We start from the raw sequence: 12,904 nt of genomic DNA, 5'->3' as shown, positions 1-12,904 counted from the left end.
CACCTTTTTTTATACGTAATAAGGGTTTTTTTGTCCGGCATTTTTCATCTGATTTTTTAATTCGTTTTTACGTGTTTCAATAGCTGATACTTTTTGTAATGTTATCATTGAAACGAATTGAATAAAAGCATAGTATAGCTCTATGTTTTTTTGTATTGGATCATCTATTATATTTCTCACAAATATGCCTCCTCTTTTTATTCCAATAAAACTCCGCATTAATGGGCAGCCCGAGTGGTGAGGGTTAATAATTAGCGGAGGATGTATAAAACCCTTCCTGATTAAAGTTTCATTTTATAAGGGAATGAAACTTTAATTAATTCGCTAAAATTCTTGTTTATTAAGATATGTATATAATACTATAAATATCCTATAAATTCCATTATAAGAAAAAGAGAACAGTTGATATAGTGTGTGTTTTCTTTAAAGGAGAAATGGCTTTTGTGAAATAAATCTTACAATTCGTCAAATTATTTCAAAATTGTAGATAGTATAGAAATTTAGTTTTCTAAAAATATTATACTATTGATAAATAGAGTGATTTTTGTCATGATGAAAGTATACTTCATGTAAGGAGCTTTATAAGGAAATACATACTTGAGTTTGTATTAGGTTAATAGAATTTTTTATAATAGATAGAAAAGGGATATTTTATATTAAAATATTAAATAGAATGTCGAATTTTCATGCGATATATAAGAAATTTGAAAAAACCATTGCAAAAACACTGTGTTTAATGATAAAGTTCACATGAAGTTCACACGGATTTCACTTTGTTCATTTAAAATGAACTCTGTGTGAAAAATAAAACTCTTGCTAAAAAATGGAACTGGATGAATATTTTACTTTGATAATATTGTAAAGTATTAAAGTTTTAGTTTTTTTTAAGAGGATAGTAGGGAAAGGAAGTAAAGACAACTTATGAAAAAAGTAATTGCAGGTTTAGCAGCAGCTTCTGTAGCTGGCGTTGCAGTTCCAGGAATGGATTCTGCTCATGCACAAGTTTCAAATGAAGCGCTAAAAGAAATTAATGGACAAACTCAAACTCAAACGACTGTAACTGAAACAAAAACTGTAGAAACAACTTCTGAATTAAAATACACAGTAACTGCTGATGTATTAAATGTTCGTTCAGGTGCTGGTACAGGACATAACGTTATTTCTAAAGTAAAATCAGGCCAAGTGCTACAAGTAGTTGGACAAGAAAATGGTTGGTTCAAAGTAAACGTAAATGGTCAAACAGGTTATGTAAGTGGTGACTTCGTAACGACTGGTGGCAAAACAGGAACGACTGTTCAACAAGGAACAGGTACTTACACAGTAAACGTTTCTTCACTTAACGTACGTACAGGCCCAAGTACATCTCATACAGTATTAGGTTCTGTAAACAAAGGTAAAACAGTACAAGTTGTAGGTGAAGTACAAGATTGGTTTAAAATCAACTTCAATGGTGGAACTGGATACGTAAGCAAAGACTTCGTAACAAAAGGTGGTTCTGCTGTATCTAACGAAACACAACAACCAACTACAAACAACAATACTACAACAGTTCAAACTGGTGGTTCTTATGTTGTTAACACTGGTGCTTTAAAAGTACGTACAGGCCCAGCTACATACAACGCTGTAATCGGTGGAGTAACAAATGGTAAAGTATTAAACGTTACTGGTGCTGAAAATGGTTGGTACAAAATTAACCATAACGGCCGCACAGGTTACGTAAGTGCAGACTTCGTTAAGTTTGTAAAAGGCGGAGTAAACAACGTTACAAATAACAATAATGTTACAAATAACGTTCAACAACCAGGTAAAGACGTACAAAAACCAACAACAGGTGGAGATACATCTTCAATCGCTGGATTCGCTAGATCTTTAAATGGTTCACCATACAGAACTGCTGGTACAACACCTGCTGGTTTTGACTGCAGTGGATTCATTCACTACGTATTAAATCAAACTGGTCATAAAGGCGCTCGTCAAACAGTTGCTGGATACTGGAGCTCTAAAACAAAAACTAGCAATCCACAACCAGGTGATTTAGTATACTTCCAAAATACTTATAAATCAGGTCCTTCTCACATGGGTGTTTACTTAGGAAACGGTCAGTTCATTAGTGCAGAAACAGATGCAACTGGTGTACGTATTAGTTCTGTAAGTAACTCTTACTGGAGCAAGCACCTATTAGGTTACACAAAAGCATACTAAGAAAAAGTAGTTTTATATACTTTTCGTATAGAGAAAAGGCTTTCCAAGGAAACTTGGGAAGCCTTTTTATAGTTGAATAAATTGGAAGTTTAATAGTTTTTATTTTAACTTTCCATTTAAAAATCGATCATATAAGTCATGGAAATAGTTAGGACGAAATAAGTTCGCTGCATGTCCCGCTAACGGTATTTCCTTATATAGAACGTTAGGCAAAATAGATTTCAAATCAAATAGACAAGATTTATAGAGATGATCATGCTCTCCCATTACCCATAGTATAGGGTGAGGAAGTGATTTTAATTTAGATTTTAAATCGAATTCTAACCGATGTCGTAATGACTGGGCAATTATGGATGAATGTAATTGTAATCCGAAACGGTAGTAAATATTTCTTGAAATGACTGCGAACGGATTTGCTTTTAATATACCGCTTGGAAAAATAGTATTTGCGTATTGAGAGAGCCATTTAGAGTATTCATCTCCTCGCTTCTCCCAAAAATTTTGAAATACATTATATAAACGAGAAGGGTTATTGTAATGTCCTCCAATATGACAAATACTTAATACCTTTTCTGGATGCATTTGTGCAAAAATTGTAGAGATGTAACAGCCGTAACTTAGCGCACAAATATGTGCTTTTTTAATACCTTCTTGTTCATATAAGTTTAATAATTGATCTACGAGGCGCTGTAATGAAAAGTCGATTGCTTCTCCTTTATCATCACCGTGACCTAATAAGTCATAAGTTATAATGTTGTAGGAGGCAGAAAATCGTTTTTGCTCTTTTTTGAAGGCGCGACGATTGCCAACTAATCCATGAATAAAAATAATTGTTTCCTTTTCAGAATGTATATTTGTTTGCAAAAAGGATACTCCTTTCACTAACTGGAGATTTATATCGTGTTTTAAATTATTTATCTATAATTTACATAGAATAATATTAAGTACCAGGTAATAATATCAGATGTTTATATCTGTTGTAAAGATGAGTTTTTATGTATATTTTGTAAAAATAGAAAAAGTGTGTTTACATTCAGTTTACATTTGTATCGTATTCTAATTTTAGAAAGAACAGTTTTGTTTAACATGAGGAGATGAACAGGAATGGAAGTTAGAAATGAAATAAAGAAAAAAGGGAGTTGGAGGCAGTTTTTACGCCTTATTCAAGATACAAATCCTCCGAAAGGAATTTTAGTTTTTGCGTTGTTAATGAGTTTGCTTTCTACGGGAGCGAGTTTATTTATTCCTATGCTGACAAAAGGATTAGTAGATAATTTTTCGCTTTCTTCAATTAGTGCAGGACAAATTGTTGGGTTAATTGCTTTCTTTGTAATGCAAACTATTGCGGCAGGGTTGTCTATATATTTACTAAATTATATTGGGCAGAAGATTGTAGCGGGACTAAGAGAACGTTTGTGGAAAAAGGTACTTATCTTGCCGGTATCTTATTACGATCAAAATAGAACAGGTGATACGATTAGCCGTATGACGAATGATACAGGTGTTGTGAAAACGTTAATTTCTGAGCATTTGTCAAACTTATTAACAGGTGGTATTTCAATTGTTGGATCGTTAATTGTATTATTTGTTTTAGATTGGAAAATGACTGCGTTACTTTTAACGGTTATTCCGTTGTCTGTGTTAATTTTAGTTCCACTTGGACGAAAAATGTATAAGATTTCAAAAGCACTTCAAGATGAAACTGCATCTTTTACAAGTGTGTTAACGCAAGTGTTATCAGAAATTCGTTTAGTGAAATCTTCAAATACAGAAAAGAGAGAATATGAAACGGGTAATACAGGTATACAAAAGTTATTACAATTTGGTTTGAAAGAAGGAAAAGTGCAAGCATTAATTTCGCCAGTTATGTCGTTTGTTTTAATGGCACTACTTGTTATTATCGTAGGGTATGGCGGGATGCGAGTTTCTAGCGGTGCATTAACAACCGGTGAACTTGTAGCGTTTATTTTGTATTTAGTTCAAATTGTAATGCCAATGAGTCAATTATCTATGTTCTTTACACAATTCCAAAAGGCAATTGGTGCAACGGAAAGAATTAGTACGATTTTAGAATATGAAGTAGAAGATCATGAAACTGGTGTGAAAGTGACAAATGCTAAGCAACCGATCGTTCTTGAAAATGTACATTTTGAGTATAACGAAGAAGAGCAAGTTTTGAAAAATATTGATTTCACAATTGAATCTGGAAAAGTGACAGCGATTGTAGGACCAAGTGGTAGTGGGAAAACAACTTTATTCTCATTATTGGAACGTTTTTATGAGCCAACTAGTGGCGCCATTAAATTAGGGGAAGAATCAATTACGAGTTATTCATTACAGTCATGGCGACGTCAAATCGGTTACGTATCACAAGATAGTCCGTTAATTGATGGAACAATTCGTGATAATATTTGTTATGGCGTCGAGGGCGAAGTAACGGATGAAGAAATTGAAAAAGTAGTAGCAATGGCATATGTTGATGCATTTATTCATGACTTACCAAACGGTTATGCAACAGAAGTTGGAGAACGCGGTGTGAAGCTTTCTGGGGGACAAAGACAGCGAATTGCCATTGCCCGAGCGTTACTTCGAAATCCGCAAATTCTTATGCTAGATGAGGCGACTTCAAGCTTAGATAGTAAATCTGAGTCTGTCGTTCAAAAAGCGTTAAATAACTTAATGAAAGGCAGAACAACGTTAGTGATTGCGCATAGACTTTCTACTGTTGTAGATGCAGATAAAATTGTCTTTATTGAAAAAGGGAATCTTACAGGTAGTGGTACGCATGATGAATTATTACAGACGCATGATATGTATCGTGAGTTTGCAACGCAGCAATTGAAAATTAAAGAGGGTGCATTATAAAATGAATCATCAGTGGGATTTTACTCCACTGATGATTCATTTTTAAACAATATATTAGATGCTAAGTAGAAAGGAAATGGTTCCTTTGATACCTAAAATTTTAATAGTAGATGACGATCCACACATTAGAGAACTCGTTTCTGTATTTTTAGAACGAGAAGGTTTTCAAACATATGAGGCAATTGATGGAGTAGATGCACTTCAGAAAATGGATGACGTAAAAGTCGATATGGTTATTCTTGATATCATGATGCCAAATATGGATGGATTTGATGTATGTTTTGAATTAAGAAAATACTATGATATCCCGGTTCTGATGCTAACTGCCAAAGGGGAAACATCACAAAAAGTAAAAGGATTTCACCTTGGGACAGATGATTATCTTGTAAAACCATTTGACCCTATAGAATTAGTAGTGAGAGTAAAGGCATTATTGAAACGTTACCAAATTACAGTTTCCCAATCGATTCAAGTTGGAAATGTATTATTAAATCGTAAAACATTCGAAGTTACATCTGGAGAACAAACGGTTACATTACCGTTAAAAGAATTTGAGCTGCTCTTTACTTTAGGGTCTAAATCGGGAAGAACTTGTTCGAGAGAGCAATTAATTGAAGAAATATGGGGATATGATTTTGAAGGGAATGAACGTACACTAGACGTTCATATTAATCGGTTACGTGAGAAGTTTCAAGAAGAGCAGTCGAAATTTAGTATTAAAACAATAAGAGGATTAGGGTATCGCTTAGAGGTAAGTAAATGAGAAAAAGAAAACGAATGAGTAAGTTGAAGATGCTGAAAGTATTTGGAGCGGTATTAGCGCTCTTTTCTTTTCTTACTATAATTTGGTCTATCGCATTTTATGTAGCAACTAGTATATTGAATGCTTTTGACGTAAACGTATCGCCGTTTGTTGCTTTTCTAATTAGTGATATGGTCGGTTTTGTCTTTATTATTCTTATTTGGACATTGATTGGAATATTAATGAGACCAAAACGAGAGGCGATGATTTGGACTATTATTGAACCGATACAAAAAATTGCAAAAGGAGACTTCTCCGTAAAAATAAGAAATGAAGAAAAGTATGATGGTGAAATTGGCGTGCTCGTAAAAAGTATAAATGATATGACAGATGAACTGAATACGATGGAGAAAATGAGACAAGAGTTTGTATCGAATGTTTCTCATGAAATACAGTCACCGTTAACTTCTATAAAAGGATTTGCTAGAGCACTACAAGACGATAATCTTTCTGAGGAAAAAAGAAAGCATTATCTTACCATTATTGAAACTGAAACAACGAGATTATCTAAACTAAGTCAAAATTTACTAAAGCTAACTCTTTTAGAATCAGAAGAGTATACACCAGAAAGAGTGAGCTATCGATTAGATCAACAATTAAAGCAAATTGTGTTAAATAGTGAACCACTCTGGGCTGAAAAAGAAATTGAGTTAGAACTAGATTTAGAAAAAGTATATGTTATTGCTGACCAAGAAAGTATGAGTCAAGTGTGGATTAATTTAATTCATAATAGTATTAAATTTACTCCAAGCGGTGGTACGATTACTATTCAGTTAAAGGAACATGAGACAGTAGTGGAAGTGCGTATCCGTGATTCAGGAATTGGTATATCAGAAGAACAGAAACAACATATTTTTGAGCGTTTTTATAAAGCGGATTCTTCACGAAATCGTGCCTATGGAGGAAGTGGCTTAGGTTTAGCTATTGTAAAGAAAGTACTTGACCTTCATCAAGGAGAGATAAAAGTGGAGAGTGAGGAAGGAAAAGGTACTGAATTTATTGTGCGTATGCCGAATCATGAAGAGAAATAGTGTTAGAAGGAGAACCTTCTAACACTATTTCTCTTTAAAAATGCATTTACTGTTACTGCAATTATATTGAAAAGCTTTTCCTTCGCTTTTCATACTCATACACTCCCCTATGCTGGATTTGTTTTTATTTTACATGAATAATGGTAAAAAAATGAAACTTATAAATAAAAACTTTCTATAGTTACCTACAAGTAACCTACGCACATGAAAGTGCATCATTGCCTTTTTACATAAACATAGATACAATTTTAATATAATACATAACTGAGATGATTAAGGAGTGTTATACTTGGCAGAATTATTACAAGGTAAAAATGCTTTAATTACAGGAGCAGGTAGAGGGATTGGTCGCGCTGTAGCAATCGCATTAGCGAAAGAAGGCGTAAATGTAGGCTTATTAGCTCGTTCAGAAGAAAACTTAAAAGCTGTAGCAAAAGAAGTAGAAGCAGAAGGTGTAAAAGCTGTTATCGCAACTGCTGATGTTTCTTCATGCGAAGAAGTAACAACTGCGATTGAAACGTTAAAAAATGGTTTAGGATCTATCGATATTTTAATTAATAACGCTGGTATTTCTAAATTCGGTAAGTTTTTAGAACTAGACGTTGCTGATTGGGAAAAAATCATTCAAGTAAACTTAATGGGTGTATACTATGCAACTCGTGCAGCTTTACCGAGCATGATTGAACAACAATCTGGTGATATCATTAACATTTCATCTACAGCAGGACAAAAAGGTGCACCTGTAACAAGTGCATATAGTGCTTCTAAATTTGGTGTCCTTGGCTTAACAGAATCGTTAGCGATGGAAGTTCGCAAACATAACATTCGTGTAACAGCTTTAACTCCAAGTACAGTAGCAACTGATATGGCTGTAGATTTAGGATTAACTGATGGAAACCCTGATAAAGTAATGCAAGCAGAAGATATTGCAGAATTTATCGTAGCGCAGCTGAAATTAAATAAACGTACATTTATTAAATCTGCTGGGCTTTGGTCTACTAATCCATAGGAATTAAATTTAACTTTAAAAGAAGGGATATCTATTCTGTAAGGGGTAGATGTCCCTTCTTTATTTTTTGTATTCGAGACAGAATTTTCGGTATAATTAAAAGTGAATGGTAGAAAGCATTGGGAAATTGAAAGGGATGGCAGTTGTAAAAGAGTGATGTAAGGAGGAAAAAGGGATGAAAAAGAAGTTTCAAAAATTATAACATGTATCGTGTATAACGAGATTAGCTCGTGGACCTCCAATATACATAACACTATATTATATATTAAAAAATTGGAGGATATAAGTAGATGAGAACTGAAAAAGAAATGTTAGACGTAATTATAAATATAGCAAAAGAGGATGAAAGAATTCGAGCAGTTATCATGAATGGATCGCGTGTAAATCCAAATGTGAAAAGAGATTGTTTTCAAGACTATGATATTATGTATGTTGTAAATGATATACAATCTTTTACGTCTAATCATAATTGGGTTCATAGATTTGGAGAAATAATGATAGTACAAATGCCAGAAGAAATGTCGTTAGTTCAACCAGATGAAGATGGGAAGTTTCCATATTTAATGCAGTTCATGGATGGGAATCGGATTGATTTAACGCTAGTTCCAGTTGAGTTAATAAAAAAGTTCGTTGGACAAGATAGTTTAAGTAAACTGCTTCTTGATAAAGATAATTGTATGGAAGGATTCCCGCCAGCAAGCGATAAAGATTACTTAATAAAAAAGCCTACAGAAAAAGAGTTTTTGGATTGCTGTAATGAATTTTGGTGGTGTAGTACGAATGTGGCAAAAGGGCTATGGAGAGAAGAGCTTTCTTATGCAAAAGGAATGCTTGAAGGACCAGTGCGAGATATGTTCATCGTAATGCTAGAATGGCATATTGGTATGAAAACAGACTTTACAGTTAATACAGGGAAGTTTGGAAAGCATTTCGAGCAATATATTGAAGAAGATATGTGGGAGCAATTTAAAAGGACATTTTCTAATGCAGAATATGAAAACATATGGGAGTCATTCTTTGTCATGGGTGATTTATTTAGGGAAGTGGCGAACGAAATCGCTAACACATATGAATATCAATATCCGCAAGATGAGGATGATAAAGTGACGAACTATTTAAAACATGTGAAAGCTTTGCCGAAAGATAGTACATCGATGTATTAATAATATAAAGCAGCAAGACTGTCCTAATTAAGGACAGTCTTATTTTTTGTTTATGAATAACAATTTCTCTAACAAAGTGCAGAGGAATCACATATGAAAAATTAGGGAGGTTTTTTTATCATGTATTATTTTTATTCGCCACAAATGTTTGCTCCATATCAATGGGGACTAGAACGAGATGTTTCGTATGCTTATATGCCATATAACTCATTTTATTATGGAGACTATATAAGTTCATTGCCATACGCATATATCCCTCAAAACTATGAAGTACAAATGAAAGCATATGAGCGTGGATCGTGGACACCATTTTCGTGGGTCGAAAAATATGCGTACGCATTTTCAGGACCGTATAATAAAGCGGAAGTCGCTCTTACATTTGATGATGGACCAGATTTAGAATTCACGCCAAAAATATTAGATAAGTTAAAACAACATAATGTAAAAGCTACTTTTTTCTTACTTGGTGAAAACGCAGAAAAATTTCCGAACGTAGTAAAGCGTATTGCAAATGAAGGGCATGTAATTGGTAATCATACGTATAGTCATCCGAACTTAGCGAAAGTAAATGATGCTGAGTATCGTAATCAAATAATAAAAACGGAAGAAATATTAAATCGTTTAGCTGGTTATGCACCGAAGTTTATACGTCCGCCATACGGTGAAATACTTGAAGAGCAATTGAAGTGGGCAACAGAGCAAAATTTTATGATTGTACAGTGGAGTGTTGATACAGTTGATTGGAAAGGTGTAAGCGCTGATACGATTACAAATAATGTATTAGGGAATTCATTTCCAGGAAGTGTCATCCTTCAGCATTCAACACCAGGTGGGCATTTACAAGGATCTGTAGATGCACTAGACAAAATCATTCCGCAGTTAAAAACGAAAGGGGCACGTTTTGTAACACTTCCAAGTATGTTCCACACATCAAAAGAAAGAAATTGAATGTGTTATAAATTTGAAAAAAGGGTCATGTCGTATAATGAAGGTGTAAGTTAGGAGGGGATATAATTGATGTATGCACTAATAAACATAGGAATGAGTATTTTAATAGGTACTATATTTATACTTGCGGCAATTGTTCTTCAAAAAAATCCACCGACCGATATTAATGCGGCATATGGTTATCGTACGAAACGATCTATGAAAAATAAGGAATTATGGGATGCGGGTAACAGGTATAGTGCAGAAGTGATGAAGCAAAACGGATTCATCATGATGTTAATTGGAAGTGTTATTAGTATACTGTTTAGATATCCACATACAATAATAGCGATTATGGTGGTTATGCTGTTATTAATTATTCTTTTATTTATACAAGTAGAGAATAAATTAAAGATACTTGAACAATAATAAAAAATAGGACTCTACGCAATATTATGCTAAGAGTCCTATTTTATTTATAAACTATTATTTTTTAATAATTCTTTTCCTTTCTCTATAACAAATTCATAGTATGCAAGATCATACGGATAAATATCTTCAAATGTTATTGTAATTGGTTTATTGTTTAAAACAGAACTAGCTGTAAAAGATGAAATTTCACCATTTAATAGTTGTAGAAAAGAAGTTGCATGTACTTTCATCACATCGTCTACTTCTTCACCTGGTGCGAATGGAAGTGGATTGATGACATTGTGAAAATACATATGACAAAATTCACGATCAGTAAGATTTGAAATTTCATAATCTATTTTAAAGATTCCTTTGTATACTAAATCAGTAGTTTGAAAGGAAAGCCCCAATTCTTCTTCGATTTCACGAAGACCACCAATTTGTACATCTTCATCATGCATAATATGTCCAGCTGAAGTAATATCCCATATAAGTGGAGCTTCTTTTTTATTTTTAGAGCGTAATTGGAAATATAAGAATATATCTTTAGCATCTTTTTCTACAAACCAACAATGAAATGTTTCGTGCCAATCACCGTCACGATGCACTTCATCGCGTAATTTCTTCCCAAGTGTATTTCTTTCAGAATCAAATATTGTTAACCACTCTGTCATTTTAATTCCCCTTTCTGCAAATTTTATTATACAATATTCGTATTGAATTTTGGGAAAATAAAGAAAAAGGGGCGATTATAAGTGGAGATAGAGCGTATGGAAATAAAATCGATTATTTCAACAGAGGAAGAGTTACGGAAAATATTGGGGAAACCAAGTGAGCGAGCATTGAAAAAAGTTATTTCATCATTAGACCACCATTGTGTAGATTTCCTTTCTAAATCTCCTTTTCTAGTATTATCTACTGCAAATAAGTTGGGGGAGTGTGACGCCTCGCCGAGAGGAGACGCACCTGGATTTGTATACGTACTCAATAATAATAAAATTATCATTCCAGAAAGGCCAGGAAATCGTCGTATAGACTCCATTTTGAATATTATTTCAAATCCACGTGTAGGACTACTCTTTTTTATTCCAGGTCTTGGGGAGACACTTAGAATAAATGGCCGAGCGTATATTACAAACGATGAAGAAATTTTGAAAGAAATGCAGGCGAATGGACGTAATCCGTTGCTTGGAATTGTTGTTGAAATAGAAGAGTGTTACATTCATTGTGCAAAAGCGTTTATTCGTTCGAAGATATGGGATCCAGAATCTTGGTTAAATAAAAAAGAGTTACCTTCAGCAGCAAAAATGTTGTTAGAGCATGCGAAAGTGAATGCTTCAGAAGAAGATGTTGCACGTTCTTTAGAAGAAAGTTATACAAAAAGATTGTATTAAAAATTTTATTGATATAATTTTGTAAGGTGAGTATGTACGGGTTTTAGAATGGGGATTTATCCCGCATTAACGGGCAGTAACACCCCTACCTCAAAATTCAGCGAAAGCAAAGAAGTTAGGTGGGGATCAACTGCCCGTAAAAGCCCGATTGGTGAAGGCTAATAATCAGTGGGGATGAACAAAATCCCCACTGATTATTAGCCTTCACTTTATATATGAACCGTTGATTTATTAACTGGAGAAATGACAAAATAGGTAAAATGAGTGGCAGTTGCATAATGCTATTGTGAAATATAATAAAAAATCATTTTGAAAATAGTTAGTAAAAATAGGCTTGCTTTTTAAAAATTTGATAACTATAATAAGTTAACAAATAGACATGAACGAAAAAGTAATGATAAGGACACGAAATCATTTTTACGGTTTACAGAGAGGGAAGCCAAGGGTGTGAGCTTCCTAACACGAGAAATGATTTTACCACCTTTGAACTTCAATAGTGAACGAGTAATCTAGTAATTATTGGCGGTATCAGCCGTTATCTGAACTTGAGCAATCTAGAAGGAGATACGTCTAGATTGGAACAAGGGTGGAACCACGAAAACACATTCGTCCCTTTCCTAGGGATGAGTGTGTTTTTTATGGTATAAGAGATTGAAAATTTAAAATAATTAAAAAATAGTATTGATTTTGTTTTTTATGCGAGTATAATGAGTTAACAAATAAACATGAACGAAAAAGTAACGATAAGGACACGAAATCATTTTTACGGTTTACAGAGAGGGAAGCCAAGGGTGTGAGCTTCCTAACACGAGAAATGATTTTACCACCTTTGAACTTCAATAGTGAACGAGTAATCTAGTAATTATTGGCGGTATCAGCCGTTATCTGAACTTGAGCAATCTAGGAGGAAATACGTCTAGATTGGAACAAGGGTGGAACCACGAAAACACATTCGTCCCTTTCCTAGGGATGGGTGTGTTTTTTTACTTTGAAAGACCAACTATGAAAAGTCAAGGGGACATTTTCAAAAAATATTGCTAGAGGATTTTGAAAATAAATCCACTGGATTCGATAGGAAGTGGCTAAACGTCTTCATAAAG

General features: G+C 33.9%; 12 protein-coding genes and 2 other annotated features. Of the genes, 9 read left to right on the top strand and 3 right to left on the bottom strand.

The window, feature by feature from the left end:
* Positions 1 to 9: 9 nt before the first annotated feature.
* Positions 10 to 180, bottom strand: a complete 171-nt coding sequence (locus ACS2CR_RS25850; protein ID WP_001244279.1) for a hypothetical protein — start codon at positions 178 to 180, stop codon at positions 10 to 12.
* Positions 181 to 921: 741 nt separating this feature from the next.
* Between ACS2CR_RS25850 and entFM the strand changes: the two genes are divergently transcribed.
* Positions 922 to 2,202 carry an enterotoxin EntFM gene (entFM, locus tag ACS2CR_RS25845; protein ID WP_000755525.1) on the top strand — a complete coding sequence of 427 codons (1,281 nt, stop codon included), beginning with the start codon at positions 922 to 924 and terminating at the stop codon, positions 2,200 to 2,202.
* 99 nt (positions 2,203 to 2,301) lie between these two features.
* Here the strand turns inward: entFM and ACS2CR_RS25840 are convergent, their stop codons facing one another.
* Positions 2,302 to 3,066 carry an alpha/beta fold hydrolase gene (locus ACS2CR_RS25840; protein ID WP_001194306.1) on the bottom strand — a complete coding sequence of 255 codons (765 nt, stop codon included), beginning with the start codon at positions 3,064 to 3,066 and terminating at the stop codon, positions 2,302 to 2,304.
* A gap of 240 nt (positions 3,067 to 3,306) precedes the next feature.
* On the opposite strand from ACS2CR_RS25840, the gene ACS2CR_RS25835 reads away from it, so the two are divergent.
* The 7 genes from ACS2CR_RS25835 to ACS2CR_RS25805 all read left to right on the top strand — a co-directional run bounded on the left by ACS2CR_RS25835 (position 3,307) and on the right by ACS2CR_RS25805 (position 10,428).
* On the top strand, positions 3,307 to 5,067 hold the full coding sequence (locus ACS2CR_RS25835; RefSeq protein WP_053512683.1) for an ABC transporter ATP-binding protein: 1,761 nt from the start codon (positions 3,307 to 3,309) through the stop codon (positions 5,065 to 5,067).
* Positions 5,068 to 5,152: 85 nt separating this feature from the next.
* Positions 5,153 to 5,830, top strand: coding sequence for an envelope stress response regulator transcription factor HitR (hitR, locus tag ACS2CR_RS25830; RefSeq protein WP_000612414.1), 678 nt, complete (start codon positions 5,153 to 5,155; stop codon positions 5,828 to 5,830).
* Complete coding sequence (gene hitS / locus ACS2CR_RS25825; RefSeq protein WP_001231621.1) at positions 5,827 to 6,900, top strand: envelope stress sensor histidine kinase HitS; 1,074 nt, start codon at positions 5,827 to 5,829, stop codon at positions 6,898 to 6,900. Before hitR ends, hitS begins: the two co-directional genes overlap by 4 nt.
* A gap of 289 nt (positions 6,901 to 7,189) precedes the next feature.
* Positions 7,190 to 7,909: a 3-ketoacyl-ACP reductase gene (locus ACS2CR_RS25820; protein ID WP_000818979.1), complete on the top strand. Its 720-nt coding sequence runs from the start codon at positions 7,190 to 7,192 to the stop codon at positions 7,907 to 7,909.
* Between the two features lie 290 nt (positions 7,910 to 8,199).
* Positions 8,200 to 9,072, top strand: a complete 873-nt coding sequence (locus ACS2CR_RS25815; protein WP_001258538.1) for an aminoglycoside 6-adenylyltransferase — start codon at positions 8,200 to 8,202, stop codon at positions 9,070 to 9,072.
* A 120-nt stretch (positions 9,073 to 9,192) separates the two neighbouring features.
* Positions 9,193 to 10,020, top strand: coding sequence for a peptidoglycan-N-acetylglucosamine deacetylase (locus ACS2CR_RS25810; RefSeq protein WP_000291223.1), 828 nt, complete (start codon positions 9,193 to 9,195; stop codon positions 10,018 to 10,020).
* 69 nt (positions 10,021 to 10,089) lie between these two features.
* Entirely contained in the window at positions 10,090 to 10,428 is a 339-nt protein-coding gene (locus ACS2CR_RS25805) for an SdpI family protein (RefSeq protein ID WP_000271092.1), read from the top strand.
* A 47-nt stretch (positions 10,429 to 10,475) separates the two neighbouring features.
* Here ACS2CR_RS25805 and ACS2CR_RS25800 read toward each other — a convergent pair whose 3' ends face one another.
* Positions 10,476 to 11,084: an NUDIX hydrolase gene (locus ACS2CR_RS25800; RefSeq protein WP_000141381.1), complete on the bottom strand. Its 609-nt coding sequence runs from the start codon at positions 11,082 to 11,084 to the stop codon at positions 10,476 to 10,478.
* Between the two features lie 81 nt (positions 11,085 to 11,165).
* On the opposite strand from ACS2CR_RS25800, the gene ACS2CR_RS25795 reads away from it, so the two are divergent.
* Entirely contained in the window at positions 11,166 to 11,804 is a 639-nt protein-coding gene (locus ACS2CR_RS25795; RefSeq protein WP_000402135.1) for a pyridoxamine 5'-phosphate oxidase family protein, read from the top strand.
* A 385-nt stretch (positions 11,805 to 12,189) separates the two neighbouring features.
* Positions 12,190 to 12,421: a binding site (T-box leader), on the top strand.
* Positions 12,422 to 12,535: 114 nt separating this feature from the next.
* Positions 12,536 to 12,767 (top strand) — a binding site (T-box leader).
* Positions 12,768 to 12,904 lie beyond the last annotated feature (137 nt).

The sequence above is a fragment of the Bacillus cereus group sp. BceL291 genome (assembly GCF_051776705.1).
GTDB classification, from domain to species: domain Bacteria; phylum Bacillota; class Bacilli; order Bacillales; family Bacillaceae_G; genus Bacillus_A; species Bacillus_A cereus.
The sequence above is the reverse complement of the archived record's forward strand: the minus strand, read 5'-3'. Positions and strand labels throughout refer to the sequence as shown.

Bases quoted from the DNA above. Each gene is read 5' to 3' on its own strand.
- entFM (WP_000755525.1), top strand. From the start codon at position 922: ATGAAAAAAGTAATTGCAGGTTTAGCAGCAGCTTCTGTAGCTGGCGTT.
- ACS2CR_RS25805 (WP_000271092.1), top strand. From the start codon at position 10,090: ATGTATGCACTAATAAACATAGGAATGAGTATTTTAATAGGTACTATA.
- ACS2CR_RS25810 (WP_000291223.1), top strand. From the start codon at position 9,193: ATGTATTATTTTTATTCGCCACAAATGTTTGCTCCATATCAATGGGGA.
- hitS (WP_001231621.1), top strand. From the start codon at position 5,827: ATGAGAAAAAGAAAACGAATGAGTAAGTTGAAGATGCTGAAAGTATTT.
- ACS2CR_RS25815 (WP_001258538.1), top strand. From the start codon at position 8,200: ATGAGAACTGAAAAAGAAATGTTAGACGTAATTATAAATATAGCAAAA.
- ACS2CR_RS25835 (WP_053512683.1), top strand. From the start codon at position 3,307: ATGGAAGTTAGAAATGAAATAAAGAAAAAAGGGAGTTGGAGGCAGTTT.
- ACS2CR_RS25800 (WP_000141381.1), bottom strand. From the start codon at position 11,084: ATGACAGAGTGGTTAACAATATTTGATTCTGAAAGAAATACACTTGGG.